This window comes from Leptospira brenneri (assembly GCF_002812125.1).
GTDB classification, from domain to species: Bacteria; Spirochaetota; Leptospiria; order Leptospirales; family Leptospiraceae; genus Leptospira_A; species Leptospira_A brenneri.
The window spans coordinates 665,718-681,991 of record NZ_NPDQ01000002.1 but is presented as its reverse complement, the minus strand read 5'-3'; the positions used below and the strand labels follow the sequence as shown (position 1 = coordinate 681,991).

General features: G+C 39.6%; 15 protein-coding genes. 6 read left to right on the top strand and 9 right to left on the bottom strand.

Annotation, left to right across the window (positions count from 1 at the left end):
• Positions 1-269 precede the first annotated feature (269 nt).
• The 3 genes from CH361_RS06595 to CH361_RS06585 form a co-directional block, all read right to left on the bottom strand.
• Positions 270-1,346: a hypothetical protein gene (locus CH361_RS06595; protein ID WP_244279645.1), complete on the bottom strand. Its 1,077-nt coding sequence runs from the start codon at positions 1,344-1,346 to the stop codon at positions 270-272.
• Positions 1,347-1,522: 176 nt separating this feature from the next.
• Complete coding sequence (locus CH361_RS06590; RefSeq protein WP_100790000.1) at positions 1,523-1,963, bottom strand: MarR family winged helix-turn-helix transcriptional regulator; 441 nt, start codon at positions 1,961-1,963, stop codon at positions 1,523-1,525.
• Positions 1,950-2,435: a glutathione peroxidase gene (locus CH361_RS06585; protein WP_100789999.1), complete on the bottom strand. Its 486-nt coding sequence runs from the start codon at positions 2,433-2,435 to the stop codon at positions 1,950-1,952. Before CH361_RS06585 ends, CH361_RS06590 begins: the two co-directional genes overlap by 14 nt.
• Before the next feature lie 325 nt (positions 2,436-2,760).
• On the opposite strand from CH361_RS06585, the gene CH361_RS06575 reads away from it, so the two are divergent.
• Both CH361_RS06575 and CH361_RS06570 read left to right on the top strand, forming a co-directional pair.
• The gene (locus CH361_RS06575) at positions 2,761-4,050 is read left to right on the top strand and encodes an ammonium transporter (RefSeq protein WP_100789998.1); all 1,290 of its coding nucleotides are present in this window, start codon (positions 2,761-2,763) and stop codon (positions 4,048-4,050) included.
• A 5-nt stretch (positions 4,051-4,055) separates the two neighbouring features.
• Entirely contained in the window at positions 4,056-4,403 is a 348-nt protein-coding gene (locus CH361_RS06570) for a P-II family nitrogen regulator (RefSeq protein WP_100789997.1), read from the top strand.
• A 47-nt stretch (positions 4,404-4,450) separates the two neighbouring features.
• On the opposite strand, the gene ilvB is transcribed toward CH361_RS06570, so the two are convergent.
• The 3 genes from ilvB to lepB all read right to left on the bottom strand — a co-directional run bounded on the left by ilvB (position 4,451) and on the right by lepB (position 7,745).
• Complete coding sequence (ilvB, locus tag CH361_RS06565; protein ID WP_100789996.1) at positions 4,451-6,148, bottom strand: biosynthetic-type acetolactate synthase large subunit; 1,698 nt, start codon at positions 6,146-6,148, stop codon at positions 4,451-4,453.
• A gap of 335 nt (positions 6,149-6,483) precedes the next feature.
• Positions 6,484-6,711, bottom strand: coding sequence for an AtpZ/AtpI family protein (locus CH361_RS06560; RefSeq protein ID WP_100789995.1), 228 nt, complete (start codon positions 6,709-6,711; stop codon positions 6,484-6,486).
• Entirely contained in the window at positions 6,708-7,745 is a 1,038-nt protein-coding gene (gene lepB / locus CH361_RS06555; RefSeq protein ID WP_425268670.1) for a signal peptidase I, read from the bottom strand. The genes CH361_RS06560 and lepB overlap by 4 nt, the downstream gene beginning before the upstream one ends.
• Before the next feature lie 112 nt (positions 7,746-7,857).
• Between lepB and CH361_RS06550 the strand changes: the two genes are divergently transcribed.
• Together CH361_RS06550 and CH361_RS06545 are read left to right on the top strand one after the other, a co-directional pair.
• Complete coding sequence (locus CH361_RS06550) at positions 7,858-8,649, top strand: aldolase (RefSeq protein ID WP_100789993.1); 792 nt, start codon at positions 7,858-7,860, stop codon at positions 8,647-8,649.
• Positions 8,650-10,479 carry a DUF2079 domain-containing protein gene (locus CH361_RS06545; RefSeq protein WP_100789992.1) on the top strand — a complete coding sequence of 610 codons (1,830 nt, stop codon included), beginning with the start codon at positions 8,650-8,652 and terminating at the stop codon, positions 10,477-10,479.
• Between the two features lie 110 nt (positions 10,480-10,589).
• Here CH361_RS06545 and CH361_RS06540 read toward each other — a convergent pair whose 3' ends face one another.
• The 3 genes from CH361_RS06540 to CH361_RS06530 all read right to left on the bottom strand — a co-directional run bounded on the left by CH361_RS06540 (position 10,590) and on the right by CH361_RS06530 (position 13,054).
• Positions 10,590-11,612, bottom strand: coding sequence for an MBL fold metallo-hydrolase (locus CH361_RS06540; RefSeq protein WP_100789991.1), 1,023 nt, complete (start codon positions 11,610-11,612; stop codon positions 10,590-10,592).
• Positions 11,613-11,621: 9 nt separating this feature from the next.
• Positions 11,622-12,800 carry a MaoC family dehydratase gene (locus CH361_RS06535; protein ID WP_100789990.1) on the bottom strand — a complete coding sequence of 393 codons (1,179 nt, stop codon included), beginning with the start codon at positions 12,798-12,800 and terminating at the stop codon, positions 11,622-11,624.
• A 71-nt stretch (positions 12,801-12,871) separates the two neighbouring features.
• Positions 12,872-13,054 (bottom strand): hypothetical protein, encoded by a 183-nt coding sequence (locus tag CH361_RS06530; protein ID WP_100790060.1) that lies wholly within the window; start codon positions 13,052-13,054, stop codon positions 12,872-12,874.
• An 84-nt stretch (positions 13,055-13,138) separates the two neighbouring features.
• On the opposite strand from CH361_RS06530, the gene CH361_RS06525 reads away from it, so the two are divergent.
• Both CH361_RS06525 and CH361_RS06520 read left to right on the top strand, forming a co-directional pair.
• Positions 13,139-14,743, top strand: coding sequence for an NADP-dependent glyceraldehyde-3-phosphate dehydrogenase (locus CH361_RS06525; protein ID WP_100789989.1), 1,605 nt, complete (start codon positions 13,139-13,141; stop codon positions 14,741-14,743).
• A 72-nt stretch (positions 14,744-14,815) separates the two neighbouring features.
• The gene (locus CH361_RS06520) at positions 14,816-16,126 is read left to right on the top strand and encodes a DUF1554 domain-containing protein (protein ID WP_100789988.1); all 1,311 of its coding nucleotides are present in this window, start codon (positions 14,816-14,818) and stop codon (positions 16,124-16,126) included.
• The last annotated feature ends 148 nt before the right edge of the window (positions 16,127-16,274 follow it).

The window sequence follows — 16,274 nt, the reverse complement described above, 5'->3', positions numbered from 1 at the left end:
CTCGCGGGACGCGGGGCCGGCTGACGGTCGTCCGACCCAGGGGCCCCCGGCGCGGCCGGGGGGCCCCGGGGCCACGCCCCACCCGCCCCCTGGAAGGTATAGATCCCCGCCCTATTTGGACTGGGTGGGGTTATCCACCCGCCACCCAATGGCTTCCATTTATCACATGTTTGTTGGTTCGTAATGAAGAATTTATGGATTGTAATTTTTTTATAGAAGAAAGTTCATCTTTTTACCAAAAGATTTTAAAATCGATAGAACAAACCTTTCTATAAAGGAGAAAGTCCATACTTGGTGTTCAGATAAAAATATAATTTTTGAACCTCAGCTTCCGAAAGGTCGGTATTGAAGTATAAAACTTCTGCAATGTCGGCATCAAGATTTCCATTGCCTAGATATAGAATTGAATTTGTCCCACCACCGTAATCATAACTAACAGGAGTTTGCCCCTTCAAATTTCCATTCCAGTATTCCCGCGCCGTGTTTGTCAAAACCTGCACAGAACCTAATGCCAGAAAAATTGTTTTTGGTAAGGGAAATCCAGAAACAGCGGAAAAACCTGTACCATTTTTACTAAGTAAGTATTCCGGACTCGGATGATCGATAGAAAACTCCCTACCACCGGTAGAATCTAAATTTAACAACGTTACGCCACCAGGGATTGTTTGCACTAACCTCATCACGAAAAATACACTACCGCTAGCAGTAACATAAGTTCCAACGGACGAAGACGATATATCCATCCGAGATACGAATGAACTTCTAAATTGTGCAGCCGGCAGACCATTGACTTGATTCACCCGGAACACTGGTCTTTGTATAGCATTAGCTTGTGCAACATGATTCCCATACCCGCTGAGATCCGACCAAGTCGTAATTCCATCTCCATCATTCAGCGTTAGTTGGTCTGCCTTAAACCAAAGCCGAAGAGAACCCGACCCTAAGATACGCGGCGCAATCATTTGAACTGTATATTCCTTTGTACTACCATCAACTGCGGTCACAATGTATTTTAGAGGAGATGCATAAGAGTTGGAACTGACTCCACTGATTTGTTCCACCCCGTCAATCGATACAGAAATACCATTTGTTTTAAAATTTGCAACATAGGAAGATATAGAAACGATTGTTTCCGAAGTAATGACAATTTGATTTCCACTGATAATCCCGACTACTCCTAAGCTGGGGATGGAATATTCTAAAATTTCTTTAGGAATCGCAGAAACGTACACTTTGCCACAAGTGGGACTTGAATCTAAACTGATCCATTTTAATAATACGGAATCAATAAACTTACGTCCATTGGGATCACAAGCATTGTCAGTAATCGTATTTTTACAGGACAAAAGAAATAGGGCCATCCAGAAGCAGAGTGATATACGTTGCCTTAACATATTAAAGTATCTTCTGGTGTTTTAAAAATCTAAATGAGGTAGACCTAAAGAATGTTAGATTGTTTTTTCTTTCCAATCATTCAGTCAAGTAGAAAACAAGAAATTATTTTCGTAAAACAAAATTCTGTTTAAATTTTGCCAAATTGATCCAAAATTTCCTTTAGTTGAATCGCCTGCTTCTCCTGAATACCTGATGAACAAAAAATTTGTTCCGGAATGGTTTTTGCTTTTTCACGTAATTGTTTTCCATTTTTTGTGAGGCTAACCATCACTACTCGTTCATCGTCTGGATTCCTTTTTCTTTGAATGACTCCACTTTGTTCTAGTCGTTTTAAAAGTGGAGTCAAAGTTCCAGAATCCAATTGCAATCGTTCCCCAAGACCACTAACAGTTGTTTCTTCCTCTTCCCAAAGTACCAACATAACAAGATACTGCGGATAAGTAAGGCCTAGTCCCGCAAGAAGAGGACGATATATCTTCATCAATCGATGTATAGAGGAATACAAAGAAAAACAAATTTGGTTCCTCAAAAGAAGAACCTCATCTGTAGGATCCTTAAGCTTGGACAAGTTTTTCTATATCCTTTTCAATAGCTTCTGGCTTTGTAATGGGAGCATATCGTTTTACAACGTTTCCATTTTTATCGATCAGAAATTTTGTAAAGTTCCACTTGATATCCAAAGATCCAAAAATCCCTGGTGCTTTTGTTTTAAGGTGTTTGTAAAGCGAATCTGTATTTGGTCCATTCACTTCCAACTTAGAAAAAATAGGGAAGGTTGTTAAGAATGTTCTCTCACAGAATAATTTAATTTCTGCATCAGTCCCTGGCTCTTGTTCTCCAAACTGATTGCAAGGAAAAGCGAGTACTTCCAAACCTTTACCTTTCCAACGATCGTAAGTCTCTTGAAGTCCTTTGTATTGCGGAGTAAACCCACATTCGCTGGCAGTGTTTACAATGAGTAACACCTTGTCTTTAAACTGCTCCATCGGAATTTCCTCGGAACCTCGTTTTACTTTGATTTTGTAAAATTCGTCTGACATTTTTGTTCTCCCTATGCAAATTAGATTGTGCACAATTTAATTTTGTTCAATCTTTTTATTTCTTTTTAGTCGTTTTTTTGATTTTCTTTGGGGGTGGGCTTTGAATCCAATCTCCCCGCCCTGACTTTGGGAGGGGAACTAGACCCGCCACCCAATACCGTCGCCTTACCACAGCCAAACGAATCAGGCGACCTTCTTCCAAAATCCCCTAGTTTTTTTACAAAAAAGTTCCTAGTTTTGCAGAATTGACTCGCCATTTGAAGGAAACCAATCGTAATGATACGAATTTTATTTCACATCACGAAAAAGATATTTGGAGCAAACAATGAATATACAACTGGTCTTACGGCCTTTGTTGGTATCTGTCCTTTTCCTTTTGCCTGGATTCCTGGCTGCCGAAGGAGAACTACCATCCCCCCCTACTATCGATAAATCGGATACAACTTGGATGTTAGTATCCTCGGCATTTGTATTTTTTATGATTCCGGGGTTGGCACTATTCTACGGTGGTATTGTGCGTTCCAAAAATGTCCTCTCCACTATGATGCATAGTTTTGTTGCCATCATTGTTATGACATTACAGTGGACCATTTTCGGATACAGTTTTGCATTTTCAGGCGATAACCCTTATTTCGGAAATTTCGATTTAGCATTTCTAAATGGAATTGATGTTGATTCGGTAAAAGGTTCCATCCCTACCTACGTTCACTTTTTATTCCAAGGTATGTTTGCTATCATTACACCAGCTCTAATCTCAGGTGCAATTGCTGAAAGAATCAAACTATCTGCTTATGTAGTGTTTATACTCGTATGGTCAACGTTAGTTTATGATCCGGTAGCACACTGGGTTTGGGCAGATTCAGGTTGGTTATTAAAAATGAACGCCCTTGATTTTGCAGGAGGAACTGTAGTTCATTTGATTTCAGGGATTGGTGGACTTGCTGCTGCCATCGTGATCGGAAAACGAAAAGGTGATCCTGGTTTATTAACACACCCAAATAACATGACTTATACGCTTCTTGGATCGGGGCTTTTGTGGTTTGGTTGGTTTGGATTCAACGCAGGCTCTGGTCTTTCTGTCAATGGGCTAGCCGCACGAGCATTTTTAGTAACACTCATTGCACCGGCAGCAGCAGGAGCAAGTTGGCTTCTCATTGAATGGTTACATACAAAAAAAGCGACTGCACTCGGTGCTGCTTCTGGTATTGTTGCTGGTCTTGTTGTCATCACTCCAGCTTCTGGTTATGTCGGTGTCCAAGGGGCTCTCATTATGGGAGTTTTAGTATCTCCAGTGTGTTATATGGCCATTCTCTTAAAAGGAAAACTACGATACGATGATACACTCGATGCGTTTGGAATTCACGGAGCTGGTGGAGCATTTGGTGCAATTCTCACTGGATACTTTGCTTTAGAACTTGCAGAAGGGATCACATTGGGAGATCAGATGACAGCCCAAATCATCAGTGTCGTAGCTACTGGATTTTATTCTTTTGTAGTCTCTTATATACTGGCGTTCGTGATCGAAAAAACAATCGGATTTAGAATCGAAGAAGACAAAGAAATCACAGGACTCGACCAAGAGATCCATGGTGAAAAAGGATATGATATCAGGTAATCAATATGAAATTAGTCATTGCAATCATCCAACCACACAAACTAGAAGAAGTTAAAAACGAACTTACCAAAAACGAAATCTATCGTTTAACCGTTAGTGACGTTCAAGGTTATGGCCAACAAAAAGGAAAAACAGAAGTATTTCGCGGACATGAATACCAAGTGAACCTTCTGAGAAAGGTCCGTTTAGAAATCGCGGTGAACGATGAGTTCGTTAAACCCACTGTTGATGCGATTTTAAAGGCTGCAAAAACAAGCCCTGAAGGTAAAATCGGTGACGGAAAAATCTTTGTTATGCCTCTAGAAGAAGTTATCCGTATCCGTAGTGGAGAAAAAGGCAGCAAAGCAATTTAACAATCATTTGTTGATCCGAGGGAATCACTCCCTCGGATTCGTAAATTCTATGTTGTCGTTATCATCGGATCTAAAATGTATTCCTGGTTGGATTTACCACCTGGAACAAATGGATAAACACCCCAACTAGCAGGGATTCTTACTTCGATCATCGCGGGTCCCTTCTTTTCTAAAAACCGACTTAGTTCCTTGGTACCTAAACTCCAATCCCATTCCGAATATCCGATCCCAAAAGATTGACATAACAAAGAAAAGTCGGGATGAAAATGAAACTTAGATCCAGAATGTTTACTCCCGTAAAACAAATCCTGTTGTTGGCGAACAAGGCCCAAATGTTGATTGTTGATTAAGATTATCTTCACATTGAGATTCTGTTCCCTTAGAGTAGACAACTCTTGTAAGTTCATCATAATCGAACCATCCCCGGAAAAACAATATACGTTTGCTTCCTTGTGACTCAATGCTACACCAATCGCCGTTGGAAGACCAAAACCCATCGTGCCTTGTCCACCCGATGTAATCCAAGAATTTGGTTTTGAAAACGGAAAGTATTGTGCCACCCACATCTGGTGTTGGCCAACGTCGGTTAAAATATAATGATCCCCTTTAGGTAAAACAGAGGATAAATCTAAAAGTAGATCTTTTATAGGATGACTTTCAGGAATCTCTTTCCAAGTTTTGATTTGTGCGAGTGCGTTCTCATTATGAATGGAAAACTCTTCTTCAATGAGAAAAGGCATAATTTCCGAAATATCTTTTTGCAAACTCAAATGAACTGATTTATTTTTACCAATTTCATGAGCATCTATGTCGACATGTATGATCTTTGCCTGGTTACAAAACTTTTCGATAGCACCTGTCGCGCGATCATCAAAACGAACTCCAATGGCAATGAGGAGATCACAAACACCAAGTGCTTCATTTGAGGCAACAGTTCCATGCATACCCATCATTCCTAAATTCATAGGATCATCTTTTTCAAAAATGCCCAACCCCATTAGTGTTGTAACTGCCGGAATTTGGAAACGAGATACAAATTCTCTTAGCCGCAAGTATTCTTTTTTTGCACCACCACCTAAATATAGTAAGGGGAATCTAGAACCTTCAATCGATGATTTAAATTCCTGCAAAAACCAAACAATATCTCCCCCAACTACCTCTTCTTCTAATATTTCGCTCTCTGCCATAAGTTCGATTTTTTGCGAATCGAAATCAAGGTGCGTAAAAGATTGATTTATTGTTTGTGTTTGAATGTCTTTCGGTAAATCAATCCATACAGGTCCTTTTTTCCCAGAACCAGCAAGATGATATGCTTCTTCTAAAGTTTTGATTATTTGGTTTGGATTTTTAATCTGATAAACTTTTTTTACAATGGGAGATACGATGTCCATTGTTGGCAATTCTTGAAAAGCATCGGTTCCCATTAATGCCAAAGGAACTTGGCCTGAAAAAACCAACAGAGGAACAGAATCCCTTTGTGCATCAGCAACTGCAGTGATGAGGTTAGCAACCCCAGGACCAGAAGAAACGAATACAGCGCTCACTTGGCCTGTGCTCCTTGCCCTCCCTTGTGCAAGAAAACCAGCACCTTGTTCATGCCTTGCTAACACATGCTCTATATTCGACTCCACCAAACTTTCGTATAATGGTAATATGGTCCCACCAGGAACACCTGGGATCCAAGTGATTCCTTTAGATTCTAAAAAACGTATGATATATTGACTTACGGTAATTTGTTCCCGCATAAAGATCCTCTCCTATGTGGTTTCCTCGTCGACTTTCAGCTTTCTGTCGACCGAGGAAACGAAGGAAATTTTATGACAGAAAGCTAAGTATGTATGAGGAGACTACAACGACGACTAGGACGAGGGTAGAGAGGACATAGCTAGACAATCCAAGAACGGGCATGGAATCCATGATCTCGTAGTTAGTGGTTGCCTGATTCGCCATTACACTTAAAATTCTTTTGTGGAGAGGTCTGTCGTCAAGAACTTATTTGGAGTTACCTTCTAGTTTTCTCAAAACAGATAGACTCCCTTGGACGCATTGCGATTTCCACAAAGCAGAACGGATACGATGTTTATTCGTTTTCTTTGGCCCGTTTGATGAGAGAATAAAAGGCAAAAAGAAAACCTAAGAAAAAACCGACAAGAAGCCAAAGTGGTTCTGTTTTTAAATACTCATCTAAGTAGTATCCCCCCAGCACAAAAAGCACTATGGAGGAAACAAATTCAAAACCCGCACCAGCCATCGCCATTGGAGACTTCTCCGGTTTTTGATTGGATGGTTTTTCAGATTCTCCTGTCATTCTAAGATGCGACCGATTCGATCCCACCGAACATTCAATCTCCACAACCGGTAACGGATGGTTCTTTCAATCCAACCGAACCTAGACTCATCATCTCTATAACGAGAATTATGTGAAGAAAATATTTCAGTGTAATGGCATCGATTATCCAAAGCGTCACCTTCAAATCGTTCGGCAATCTCTGGACCTTTTTCTGCTAATGCCTGTCCATCTTTGTATTCGCAAGTAGAGTCCTTCCAATCGATAGAAAAATAAATAATGAGTGCCTTTCCTAAAATGTCTTCTCGTTTCACAAATCCCCAAGCACGTGAATCATGAGAGTCATCCCGATTGTCGCCCATCACCATATATTGGCCTTCAGGAATCTGACAGCCATGTAAAAAATCACAATACTCAAAGATATGGGCACGTCTATCGTCTTCGAATCCTTCCAAAATGAAATGTTCAAATCCAGGTTTTACTTCTTTAAATAAAGCTCTTTGTGTAGCTTCTAAATTATCTAAATCAGAAAGTTCTTTGCCAATCGGAACTTCCTTTGGTTGGTAAGATAAAAATTCTTCTGCACCTTTTTCTTTATACTCGATGAGTGCAAAATGTACGCGTCCCCTATCTTTAGTATCAATATACTTTCGAGTAATGCGGATCGTATCTCCAGGAAGGCCCACCACACGTTTGACAAAACGCTTAGCAAAAATCCCAGTTCTCGATTCTTCTTGAGCCAACGCCGTTGCCGGTGGAATGAAGGTAACAATGTCTCCTCGTTTAGGATCATCAATTCGGAAGAGTTCTTTTTCCGTAAATGGCATGCGGAACGAATAACGCATTTTGTTTACGAACAAAAAATCTCCGATTTTAAGTGTGGGGATCATCGATCCAGAGGGAATATTATTAGCATCTAATATAGATGATTTGAAGGCAAAAACAAGAACCACAATGATTCCGAAAGAAATCCCTGAAGCAGCCGCCCCCTCTTTTGGAGGTTCTTTAGAATCTTGTTTTGGTTTGGACCCGAAGATAGTGGAGAATATTCCCATAGGTTCGAAGCTAGGGAATTGGAATTTTCTGTCAAGAAAGGGGGAAAAAAAGCGCAAAAGACTTGTACTATTTTCGGGAATCGACGATACCATACATGGAGATCTTCTACTTATGGAAACATCAATCCACGTTTTACGAAAAACCTTACTGGAGATGAAAGAGAACTATTCCTTTATCTGCATCAAAACAGGAACGGAAACCGAGGATATGGGTGAAGAGGAAATTTCCCTCTTAAAAACGATCACCGCTGGAATTTTACCTCTCTACGTCAAAATCGGTGGTCCAGAAGCCAGAAACGACATCCGAATCTGCCAAAGGATCGGAGTTTCTGGAATTTCGGCACCGATGGTGGAGTCCGAATACGCACTAAAAAACTTCATCCAAACGATGAAGAACCTTCTCACTCCTTCAGAATTTGAGTCCTATAACAAATCAATCAATATGGAAACCATCACAGGTTATAGAAACTTGATGGATATCTTTGACTCAGCTTCTTTCCAAGCTTTAGAACAAGTAACAGCTGCTCGTTCTGATCTAAGTGCCTCTATGGACAAAAAACCAGATGATAAAGAAGTCACAAGAGTTGCGAAAAAAATCATTTCGGAAGCCAAAAGCAGAGGGAAAAAAACTTCAGTTGGTGGAACCATCACAAAAACAAATTTTGATCTAATCGCAAACGAAATCGAACCGGATTTTATTAATTCTCGCCATGTCATGGTGGACACTAAGAATGCGATGTCGATTGGTGCGATGGACGTTGCCGAATGTATGTTGTTATTTGAAATGGATCTATTCGAATTTTTCTCCAAAACATTTCCTGAAAAAGGTTACTACTATCGAAACCGTGTGGAGATAAACAGAGAGCGAATCGGTGAGAGGAAGGTTCTCTACTTCATTCGCTAAGTGGTTTATTTATTTTTTTTATTCAGTTTAGTTTCTCCTTTTCTCTTTATTTCTCCTAAAAACTTTCATGCCCCCTTTCAAAAGGGGGTATTTCTTTTTATACTCCTACTCACCATCATCAGCTTCTGGAAAGAAAAAAAGTCCAAAGATCAAAAGACTTCTTTTGAATTATTATCTGAAATTCAAATATCATACCTTCCTTATCTGATTTGGATCAGTTGTATCTTTTTTTTATTAGGAAGTACTTACCATGCCTTCCAACTAACAAAAGCCATCTCAGAAGCATTTTTATTTCAAGATGCGGATTATATTGGTATTTCGGATATTCTCCTCTCCATTTCGAAAGGGGAAGGATTTTCGAGCGGATACTACTCAGATTCAGGGAAGGCGAGTTACCTCCACCATCACTTTGCACCAGGACTACTAGTTCTAACACCCTTTGTCAGTTGGATCCCCCAGAAGTGGGGGCTTGCAGTAGCAGTATTTTTTGTTTACCAATTGGCAACGATCCTTTGGATTTTTTGGGCATACCAAATTGCAAAGAAAAATCTAAAAACCAGAGGGATTCAATTCTTGGTTTTTTGGGTCCTCGTCACAAACCAATTGTATCTCTATAGACTTGGATCTAGTTTTCATTTCGAAGTTCTTGTCCTAGTATTTGGACTTTTCTTTTTTTATATTTGGGAACAAAGGAAAGAAATAGAAAACACTCGATCTCAGTTTTTGTGGACTAATTATAGTCTTCTCATCTTAAGCACCATTCTCTATCTTTCTCAAAAGGAAGACATTGGAATCTACCTTCTTTTATTTTTTTTACCGAGGGCTATTAAACTTTTATACAATCAATGGAAAAAGAATCGGAATACGAAGCAAGTGACCGAAGAACCTTCGTCCACCACTGAAGACAGGGTAACCTTTCGTTTACTCATACTGATCTTTAGTATCATATTTTTATGGTTCGGTTTTGTTTTTTTCCTCTATCCTAGATTGGATCATTTGCAGGAATCCATCACTTGGACAAATGTTTTAACCCAAGAATACCACTCCGCATTCAAACAAGTAACAGGTTATAAAAAATCGTTTCAGATTTTTTTAGAGTTAATCATCAGTGGTGGGCTCGGGATGATTCAAATGTTACCCGAAGTTCTCGGAATTGGGCTTATATACGCTACACATATATTTTCCTCAAGACCATGGCACCATGAAGTATATACGTATTACAGTTATTCACTAGTTCCTTTTATCCTGTATACAGGGATCTTGTGGATCCAATCGGGAAAAAAAATAACAACAACAGTTGCCTTCTTTCTACTAACTTGTCTCTTTTGGAAAAACTCACTCGATCAAAATTTTCCATTGAATACGAAAATAGAAAGCCCATGGAAAAATCCCGTGATGCAGGAAGAAATCCAATCGGACTTACAAGATTTCAATCAAATCCTTCTTTCCAATCCAAAGGAACCATTCCCTCGGGTCTCGAAGAAAACTGAAAATTCTCAAGGAAAAACAAATCCCTTACAATCTTTCAATGCCAATGAAAGCACTAAAGAAATTTTCGTATTTTCACAGTATAACCTTTCCTTCTTTGTCTCAGACAAAGTAAAAACCTATCCAATTGAACAAATTAAAAATGCAGAATCCATTTGCGAAAGAGCAAATGTTTGTTACATGGCAATTGCACCAGAGTTTACAGATACATTGTTATGGCCGAGTTCCAGAATTTTGGAATATAAAAAAAAATTAGAAAACAAGATGGGATTTTTAGTTTGGAAAGGAAAACAAATCGAAGTTTGGCAGCTGCCCGAAAAGGACAAAAAAACAAATCGTTAACAAACAAATCATAAACTCGATAAAGTCTAGTTGGAATCTAAGTCAGTTTATCCGAAGTAAGATTCCAAAAAAAAATTCAGAAGAATCATCTTATGCCTACATAGCATCGATTAATTTACAATATGAAAAATTTCATATCCATTCTCTCTTTTTTCGATACGGATTTGTCCTTCTAAAACTAATTTTTGAATGATGCTGTAAACTAGCCCAAGTGCCGTTGGCAAATGACCACCATTATGAACTTTTTTGCCAATGGCCGCTTCCATAAGAACCTTTAAGTCAGATTCCCCTTCCCTAAGACGGCGAAGAACACCCTTCTCCAAAATACTCAGCGTTTTTTTCACAAGAGTGATTGTTTTTTTAGGATCTTCAATTTCACTACCATGAGCAGGTAACATTCGTTTGATAGGCTCTTCTAAAAGTTTGGAAAGTGTAAAATAATAATCCCCTAAACTCCCATCCATTTCCGAATAAATGGCAGTAAGGTTTGCAATGATAAGATCTCCCGAAAAATAAATCCCAGTAGAAGGATCTACAGGAGTGATATGATATAAATTGTGACCAGGAGTATGGAGAAACCGAAAAAGCCTTCCCCCTAATTCCAAACTATCGTTATGATCAATGGCTACATCAATTCGTAAAACAGGGTCTCCCTTTTTAGTTTCACTAAACTTACTATAAAACTGACGCCATCCTTTACGAGATTCCTCTAAAATTCGGTTTAGTTCTTCCTTTTCACCAAATGCTTTATGAAAAAGATCTTCTGTTGCTTCTTCAAAGAGCATCATGGATTCTAAATAATTCCCAACCCCATCCGCCATCGAACGGTAACCGTAATACGTTACATTCTTTGCATACGACTTCAAAACTAAAGAGGAGGATATATGATCCAGATGGTTGTGGGTATAAATAATATGGCGAATGTCTTTAAAAGAAAATCCCTTTGTTTTTAGGGATGCTTGTAACATGGGAACGGATTCGATATAACCGGAATCGATTAGAGTTAACCCATCGTTTCCTTGATAAAGATAGATATTGTTTGGTGCGTAAAATGGTTGAGGTAAAATAATTTTAAAGACACCATCCCCGATGTCTTCCATGTCCGGAATTCGTTTGGGGATGGTAACTTTCATAAATTCACCTTATGGTTGTTTTTTGATGATCAATCTTCTTTCAATTTCGAAGATTTTTTCTGGGATTTTTTCTTTTCCTAATTTCTTTTTATCATTTTCTTTTAGGAAAAGATCCGCACCGAATTTATCCAAAGCATCATTTGCTTTGATATTTTTTAGACCAATGAACTGAATTTGTACTTCACCAGCAGGGATTCCGTATTCTGTTCCTTTGTCTTCCGTAGTGAGAATTCTAGAAATACAAGTGACTGTATCACCAGAGAAAGCTGGTTGTGTGTGGTATCCTTCAGTGAATCCAAGTTCCCAAATAGCATTTTCAGAAATATCTCGAGAAGCCATACCAGCTAACCAACCAAACACGAGTCCACCATAAACCACTGGTTCTCCACCCATCGGGCCAGAAATTCCAGCAGAATACAATTTATCATAATGAAGTGGGTGAGTGTTTCCAACTCGGAATGTCCATTGGTAGTGTTCATCGGTGATGGTTCTTCCATTTTGGTGAACATAAATTTGACCAGGTTTGAAGTTTTCAAAATAAGTATGTCCCCAAGTTACATCTTTCATCTCAGTAGGGAATTTGAGGTTAGGAAGTTTGAGTGCAGGAGTTTTTGACTCTGGAAAAAATGCAGAAGCATCCCCAGGTTTTGGATTTCCTTTCGGTTTTCCATTGGATTGGTAAATCATGATTTTACGTTCGTATTGTAAAACAACTTCGTTCTTTTGATTGAGACAAAGTGTTCTTACGTGAACGATTCCTGGTTTGTCTGGACCTTTATCATCTACTGCTAAAATTTTAGTGCGAGAAGATAGAGTGTCTCCTGGATAAACAGGAAGTAAAAATTGTGCGTTATAATAACCGAGGTTTGCAAGAGCCTTTTCACTGTTATTTTGAACACCAATCGAAAGTGCTAAGTTGAAAACCATCAGTGGGTGGACTAGTAAGTCCGCAAATCCATGAGCTTTCGCGTATTCTGCGGAAAGATAAAGTGGGTTTGCATCCATAAACACTGTCGCGAATTCTTGGGCAAAACTTCTGTCCACTGTGAATTGACGAGGGTGAACATAGATATCACCTACATTGAATTCTTCTAGGTATCTTCCATAAATGTTCTTTTTAATATCAGAAAGAGAAGCTGGTGTTTGGGGAGCTAACTCACCAAAGGGGGACATAGGTTTTTCGGCCATGGGAATTCCTTTTTCGAATGGGATAGGACTAATTTTCCAAGAGAGGTCCTACAGAAAACGATTTTTCCGATTCAGCCGACGGCTCGTTTGGCGTATTCCTCCTTCCAGGCAGTATGCCAATGATACCATTCTTCACGGACAGCGCGGTAACGAACGAGGTCACTTCGCACTTCTAACATGAGTGATTCCAATTCTTCGACACGACGGAAAAGTCGTAAGGTCAAAGCCTCCCACTCTTCTTTGTTCTGGTCCATCCATGGTTCCATATTTTTTATATCGGCTGATCTTTTCCGTAAAATGTTGCTTTTTTAGTCGGGTCACCATTCGATTCATGGATCATGAGCTTTGTTTTTCCGACTGAAGATTCCGTTCCTGAAAAGTACCGCATTCGCCCCATCCACCAAAAAGAATACCTTCTCGACGGAGAAATTCGAATTTGGGAAGGAGAATCACAAATTGTCAAATCGCCCATATTTTTAAACAAAAATGGAAAACAAGAACAAGTCATTCTAGGCTCTTACCCCAACTTTAATGAAAAACAAAGTCTTCTTGCTTTAGACTCTGCAGTCAAAGCCTATAACCACGGAACAGGTGTTTGGCCTATCTCTACACCCAAAGAAAGAATCGATGCCGTTCGAAAGTTCATCGAGCTGATGAAGGGAAAACGAAACCAAATTATTTTACTTCTCATGTGGGAAATTGGCAAAACAGAAAAGGATGCCACAAAAGAATTTGATCGGACCATTGAATATTTAGAAGATACGATCGATTCTTTACAGGAACTCGAAACAACTTCTTCTAATTATATCAAAGAAGGAGGACTCATTGCACAAATCAAACGTTCCCCTTACGGAGTGGTACTTTGTATGGGGCCCTTCAATTACCCATTAAATGAAACATTTTGTACGCTCATTCCTGCTATCCTGATGGGAAACACAGTTGTTTTTAAACCTGCCAAGTATGGAGTGCTACTCCTCCAACCTCTACTAGAGTGTTTTCAAAAAGCATTCCCACCTGGGGTAATTAATACTGTATATGGCGAAGGAGCAAAAGTAATTTCTCCCATCATGGAATCTGGAAAAATTGATGTTTTTGCGTTTATTGGATCGAGTTCTACCGCCAATCTTATCACCAAAAAACACCCTAAACTAAACCGCCTAAGATCCGTTCTGGGACTCAACGCAAAAAATCCTGCAATTATTTTGCCTGACACTGATTTAAAAACAATGGTTCCTGAAATCCTCGCAGGTTCACTTGCCTACAATGGACAAAGATGTACTGCATTAAAAATTCTTTTTGTTCACAATGATGTATTGGATGAATTTACAAAACTTTATTTGGAAGAGTTTTCCAAATGGAAAGCAGGAATGCCTTGGGACACGGATGTAAATTTTACGCCACTACCGGAAGAAGGAAAAACAAAATGGTTACGTGAACTATTAGATGACGCCGTGGTTCATGGATCAAAGATTTTAAATCCTGGGGGAGGAGAAATCAATGAATCCTTTATGTTCCCTGCTATTCTTTCACCAGTTTCACCAAACGCACGTTTGTATCATGAAGAACAATTTGGTCCACTGGTTCCTATTGTTCCTTTTTCTTCTGTCGATGAACCATTAGAGTATATCTTTCAATCTAATATGGGCCAACAAGCCAGTATCTTTGGAAAAGATCCCAAAACCGTTGGCAAACTCATTGATATTCTTGTGAACCAGGTCGCTCGTGTGAATTGGAATGCTCAGTGCCAACGTGGACCAGATTCTTTTCCATTCTCTGGAAGAAAGGATTCTGCTGATGGAACACTTTCTGTTTCGGATGCCCTTCGTGTTTTTTCGATTCGAACTGTTGTCAGCTTCAAAGACAATGAGATGGGACGTAATCTTCTAGGGGAAGTACTGAAAGAAAGGTCATCCAATTATCTAAGCCAAGAATTTCACTTGTAACTGCCTTTCTTTCTCCGATAATTGAGAAAGGTAAGTGACTTACTTGTTTTTAATTTTACGGGGGTTGGAAACATGCGATGGAATTTGTTCGTTTCCTTCCTTTGTCTAGGTTGGTTCTTTTCTTGTAACCAAGTGAATCCACGTGATGAACTTTTGTTTACGCTTATGAGTGGTTTAAATCCTGTCATCACGAGTACGACAGTTTCCGTTGCCTCTTCTGCCAAAATCAATGTTTCCAGTACAAGCGTAACTTTGACTTATCCGGCTTCCCAAAATTTTGGGATCGCCCTTGCCAAACTGCCAACAGCAAATGTTACCGTTACATTGACTTTTACATCTTCGAAATTACAGGTGAACGGGTCAAACTCTCCGTTGACGAATGTTCTAACTTTTACTCCTGCAAACTTTAGTGTTACACAAACTGTTAGTTTAGCCTCCGCCACTCAAATTTTAGATACCTCAACGATGACGATTACTACAAATAGTACTGATGCTTTTTATAACAATGTATCAGGAAGTATCTCGATCAATCATCGTAATATAAACATCGCCTATACAGGTAGTTCGTTTATCTTCAAAGAAGATGTGGTCGCTCCAACACTCACACCAACGATTGGATTCTCATATTCTTCTTGTTCGGTGGCACCGACCCTTCCCAATGGCCTCAGTTTGAATACAAGTAGTTGTGTGATATCTGGAACACCCGCCGATCCACAAGCTGGAACTACTTATACGGTGACTGCAACCAATGGGACGGATTCTGCAAACCAGAATTTAACCATTCGAATTGAACCGACAGTCTACATGGTATTTGTCACCGCAACAGCTTACAATGGAAACTTACAAGGCGCCGCCGCCAATGGTCCAGCCGGTGCTGATTTAAAATGTAATGCTGATGCGAACAAACCCGCAACAGGAACCTATAAAGCAATGTTAACGGATGGAACCAACCGTAAACCTTGTACTTCGGACAACTGTACAAATAGCGGAGTGGGAGAAAACACCGATTGGGTTTTCCAATCAGGTAGAATTTATATTCGCGCGAATGACTCTGCGAGTTTACTCAGTTCCAATGCTGCAGGAATTTTACCAGCAGATGGCTCAGGCAATTTCACAACCAATCCTTATTACCTGAACCATTCTTTTGATTCAGGAAGCACCATGAAGGAATATTGGACTGGATTTGCTCAAACCAATTATTGGCAAGAAGCTACGGCACAAAGCGAAAATAGTTGCAATGATTGGACTAACGGAACCACAACATCACCCGCAAGTAATGGTGGAAGGGTAGGTGCATCCAATAGCACTAACTATTCGGCTCTTCGAAATGGTGGCGGGAGAAGTTGCTCTGCCACCTATTACCTTCTTTGTGTAGAACAATAAAAATTCTAATTTGGAGAATCTAAAGTTTGAAATTTCGAACTCGATCTGATTTTGTCTAGGTCGCAAGCTTACAAATCCAAGTCATTGTCTGGTATTTCACTCACATTGCTGTTCTACTGATTTTTGCTTTATTTGCAACTGCGTTCAA

What these genes read in the sequence shown, in the direction of transcription:
- CH361_RS06585 (WP_100789999.1), bottom strand. Translation starts at nt 2,435, where the DNA reads ATGTCAGACGAATTTTACAAAATCAAAGTAAAACGAGGTTCCGAGGAA.
- CH361_RS06560 (WP_100789995.1), bottom strand. Translation starts at nt 6,711, where the DNA reads ATGACAGGAGAATCTGAAAAACCATCCAATCAAAAACCGGAGAAGTCT.
- CH361_RS06530 (WP_100790060.1), bottom strand. Translation starts at nt 13,054, where the DNA reads ATGGACCAGAACAAAGAAGAGTGGGAGGCTTTGACCTTACGACTTTTC.
- CH361_RS06535 (WP_100789990.1), bottom strand. Translation starts at nt 12,800, where the DNA reads ATGGCCGAAAAACCTATGTCCCCCTTTGGTGAGTTAGCTCCCCAAACA.
- CH361_RS06575 (WP_100789998.1), top strand. Translation starts at nt 2,761, where the DNA reads ATGAATATACAACTGGTCTTACGGCCTTTGTTGGTATCTGTCCTTTTC.
- CH361_RS06570 (WP_100789997.1), top strand. Translation starts at nt 4,056, where the DNA reads ATGAAATTAGTCATTGCAATCATCCAACCACACAAACTAGAAGAAGTT.
- CH361_RS06520 (WP_100789988.1), top strand. Translation starts at nt 14,816, where the DNA reads ATGCGATGGAATTTGTTCGTTTCCTTCCTTTGTCTAGGTTGGTTCTTT.
- CH361_RS06540 (WP_100789991.1), bottom strand. Translation starts at nt 11,612, where the DNA reads ATGAAAGTTACCATCCCCAAACGAATTCCGGACATGGAAGACATCGGG.
- CH361_RS06525 (WP_100789989.1), top strand. Translation starts at nt 13,139, where the DNA reads ATGAGCTTTGTTTTTCCGACTGAAGATTCCGTTCCTGAAAAGTACCGC.
- CH361_RS06550 (WP_100789993.1), top strand. Translation starts at nt 7,858, where the DNA reads ATGGAAACATCAATCCACGTTTTACGAAAAACCTTACTGGAGATGAAA.
- ilvB (WP_100789996.1), bottom strand. Translation starts at nt 6,148, where the DNA reads ATGCGGGAACAAATTACCGTAAGTCAATATATCATACGTTTTTTAGAA.
- lepB (WP_425268670.1), bottom strand. Translation starts at nt 7,745, where the DNA reads ATGGGAATATTCTCCACTATCTTCGGGTCCAAACCAAAACAAGATTCT.